This is a genomic window from Synechococcus sp. R6-5 (assembly GCF_047461775.1).
In the GTDB taxonomy this organism is placed as follows: Bacteria; Cyanobacteriota; Cyanobacteriia; order Thermostichales; family Thermostichaceae; genus Thermostichus.
Map to the genome: position 1 here is coordinate 1 of NZ_JANSHV010000272.1, position 2,304 is coordinate 2,304.

3 protein-coding genes are annotated in these 2,304 nt (G+C 60.5%); 2 read left to right on the forward strand and 1 reads right to left on the reverse strand.

Features of this window, described 5'->3' with window-relative positions:
- Positions 1–25: 25 nt before the first annotated feature.
- On the reverse strand, positions 26–325 hold the full coding sequence (locus NW818_RS12615) for an AAA family ATPase (protein WP_414424746.1): 300 nt from the start codon (positions 323–325) through the stop codon (positions 26–28).
- Between the two features lie 201 nt (positions 326–526).
- Between NW818_RS12615 and NW818_RS12620 the strand changes: the two genes are divergently transcribed.
- Both NW818_RS12620 and rpsU read left to right on the forward strand, forming a co-directional pair.
- The gene (locus NW818_RS12620; protein WP_414424747.1) at positions 527–1,813 is read left to right on the forward strand and encodes a trypsin-like serine protease; all 1,287 of its coding nucleotides are present in this window, start codon (positions 527–529) and stop codon (positions 1,811–1,813) included.
- 99 nt (positions 1,814–1,912) lie between these two features.
- Positions 1,913–2,098: a 30S ribosomal protein S21 gene (gene rpsU / locus NW818_RS12625; RefSeq protein WP_011432857.1), complete on the forward strand. Its 186-nt coding sequence runs from the start codon at positions 1,913–1,915 to the stop codon at positions 2,096–2,098.
- Positions 2,099–2,304 lie beyond the last annotated feature (206 nt).

Here is a 2,304-nt window from a genome sequence, read left to right on the forward strand (position 1 = left end):
GGGCCGTAGGCCTTAGGGCGGGGCTTTAGACCCAGTTTTTTGGTAACTGTTCCGGGGTGGGACGGGCAGGAGTGTCGATCACCGTGTGCTGAAAGCCTGTGGGCGTGGGAGTGGTGGGATCCGCAGCCAATACCTTAATAGGAAAGGATGGCCCCCGTTCTGCCCAGCGAGAGGCCGAGCGATTGGGATCGGCGTCGATCAACAGGGCCATCCCCGACCCACCCAAAGGGGCTGCCCCTTGTTTTTGCTGAAGGTAGAGGGCCAGGTGTACCGCCGTGGTGGTTTTGCCCACGCCCCCTTTGAACCCCAAGACCGCGATATTCATCTGCCACACACCCTCCCACCCTGGTTTTACTGCCCAGTTGCGCAGGCGGCAAGAGGCTAAAGTGCGCATCGCCACGTTGGGTCTTGGGGCAAATCGGAAGAGCCGGGCGCGGGGGGAAGCGTTCCCGGTTCCGCAATCCTTAGGCTTCGCCGGTAGGATATCCTTGGCTAGTACAACCGGCTGGCTTTGGAGAATCTGACCATGCCTCATCTCTCGCGATCCCATTCCTCCTTGGGCTTGGCTCGCTCTTGGTCTATTCCGCTGGGGTTGTGTCTGGCCCTGAGCATAAGCGCCTGTGGCGGCGGGGGTTCCAGTCGCCCGCTTCCCCCAGTCTCGGCCCCTCCCACAGGACGAATTGAGGGATCCCATTTCGACGATCTCAACGGCAATGGGCTGCGGGATCCGGGGGAGCCGGGGCTGCCGGGCATTACCACGTTTTTGGACTTAAACGGCAATGGCCGCCTCGACCCGGGGGAGCCCAGCACCGTCAGCGACGGCGGCGGCAACTTCCGCTTCTCCAACTTGCCCCCTGGCACCTACCGCGTCACCGCCCTTTTGCCCCCAGGGCGAATCTTCACCACGCCGCGCTCAGGCTTGGGGCTGGAGCGGATTGTGGGCGGCAGACCTGCTCCCGAAGGGGCCTTTCCCTGGATGGTGGCTTTGCTGGACGCGGCTGAGCCAGATCCTTTTCAGGCGCTGTCTTGCGGCGGATCCCTGATCGCGCCGGAGTGGGTAGTTACCGCTGCCCACTGCTTTTTCGACGATCAAGGCAAGCAGGTATTGAGTGCCCAAAATCTGGATCTGCTGTTGGGTACCAACCGCTTGCAAATCGGTGCCGGCCAACGCATTCGCGCCGCGCAAATTGTCCTCAACCCCGGCTACAACCCCCAGGTGGGGCAGCTTGGGGGGAACGACATTGCCCTGGTGCGCCTCTCTCGGCCAGTGCACCTGCCTACCCTGCCGCTGGTGCAGCCCAACCAAACCAACCTGACAGCCCCCGGCACTGCCGCCACCATCCTCGGCTGGGGAGCCACCTTCCCCCGCGCCCTGGATCAAGAACCCAGCGGCCGTACCCGAGATTTGCAGCAGGCCACCGTTCCCATCGTCTCCAATGCGGTGTGCAACGCGCCCCAATCCTACGATGGCACCATTTTGGATACTATGCTCTGCGCCGGCTTTCCTCAGGGGGGAGTCGATGCGTGTCAGGGCGATAGTGGTGGGCCTTTGATTGTGTCCAGTGGCACGGGTTTTGCCCTGGCCGGAATCACCAGTTTTGGCTTCGGCTGCGCCCAGCCCAATTTCTATGGGGTGTATACGCGGGTGTCTAGCTTCGCCGGTTTTGTGCAATCGGTAATCGGCAGTGCCCCCAGCCCAACTCCAGCACCACCCTCCCCTCCACCCCCCACTGGGACAACTGCTTCATTCGTTGTCAATTTGAGGGAAGGTGAGGTGGTTGCGGGGCTCAACTTTGGCAGCCGGCTACAGTGAATAGGAACTGTAGCAGCAAGCAGCGGGGCGGAGATGGTTTAGGATAGGGATCCCTGTTGTAACCAAACCCATTTGATTGACGGAGGAGATGTCTTGCTTATGACCCAAGTGACGATTGGCGAAAACGAAGGGATCGAATCGGCGCTGCGTCGCTTCAAGCGTCAGGTTTCTAAGGCGGGCATTTTGCGGGATTTGCGCAACCATCGGCACTTTGAAACCAACCTAGAAAAGCGCAAGCGCAAAGCGGTGGCCGTCCGGCGGAACCGCCGCAAATCTATGGCCTAGGCCATTGCCGACACTCGGAAATCTGAACCCCTCTGAACAGGGCTTGTGGCCTTGCCTGAGGTTCTGACGTTAGTTTCTCGGAATCTGGGTTGGGCCAGCCTGCAGGGAAGCCCCGCACTCTCTGCAACAGCAGGAGGGTCGGAATGAAAGGCGGATATATTCTGTGCTATAGTAATGATGCGGACACCAGAAACGGTTGTTTAAGG

Coding starts and splice junctions, on each gene's coding strand:
- NW818_RS12615 (WP_414424746.1), bottom strand. CDS start 325: ATGAATATCGCGGTCTTGGGGTTCAAAGGGGGCGTGGGCAAAACCACC.
- rpsU (WP_011432857.1), top strand. CDS start 1,913: ATGACCCAAGTGACGATTGGCGAAAACGAAGGGATCGAATCGGCGCTG.
- NW818_RS12620 (WP_414424747.1), top strand. CDS start 527: ATGCCTCATCTCTCGCGATCCCATTCCTCCTTGGGCTTGGCTCGCTCT.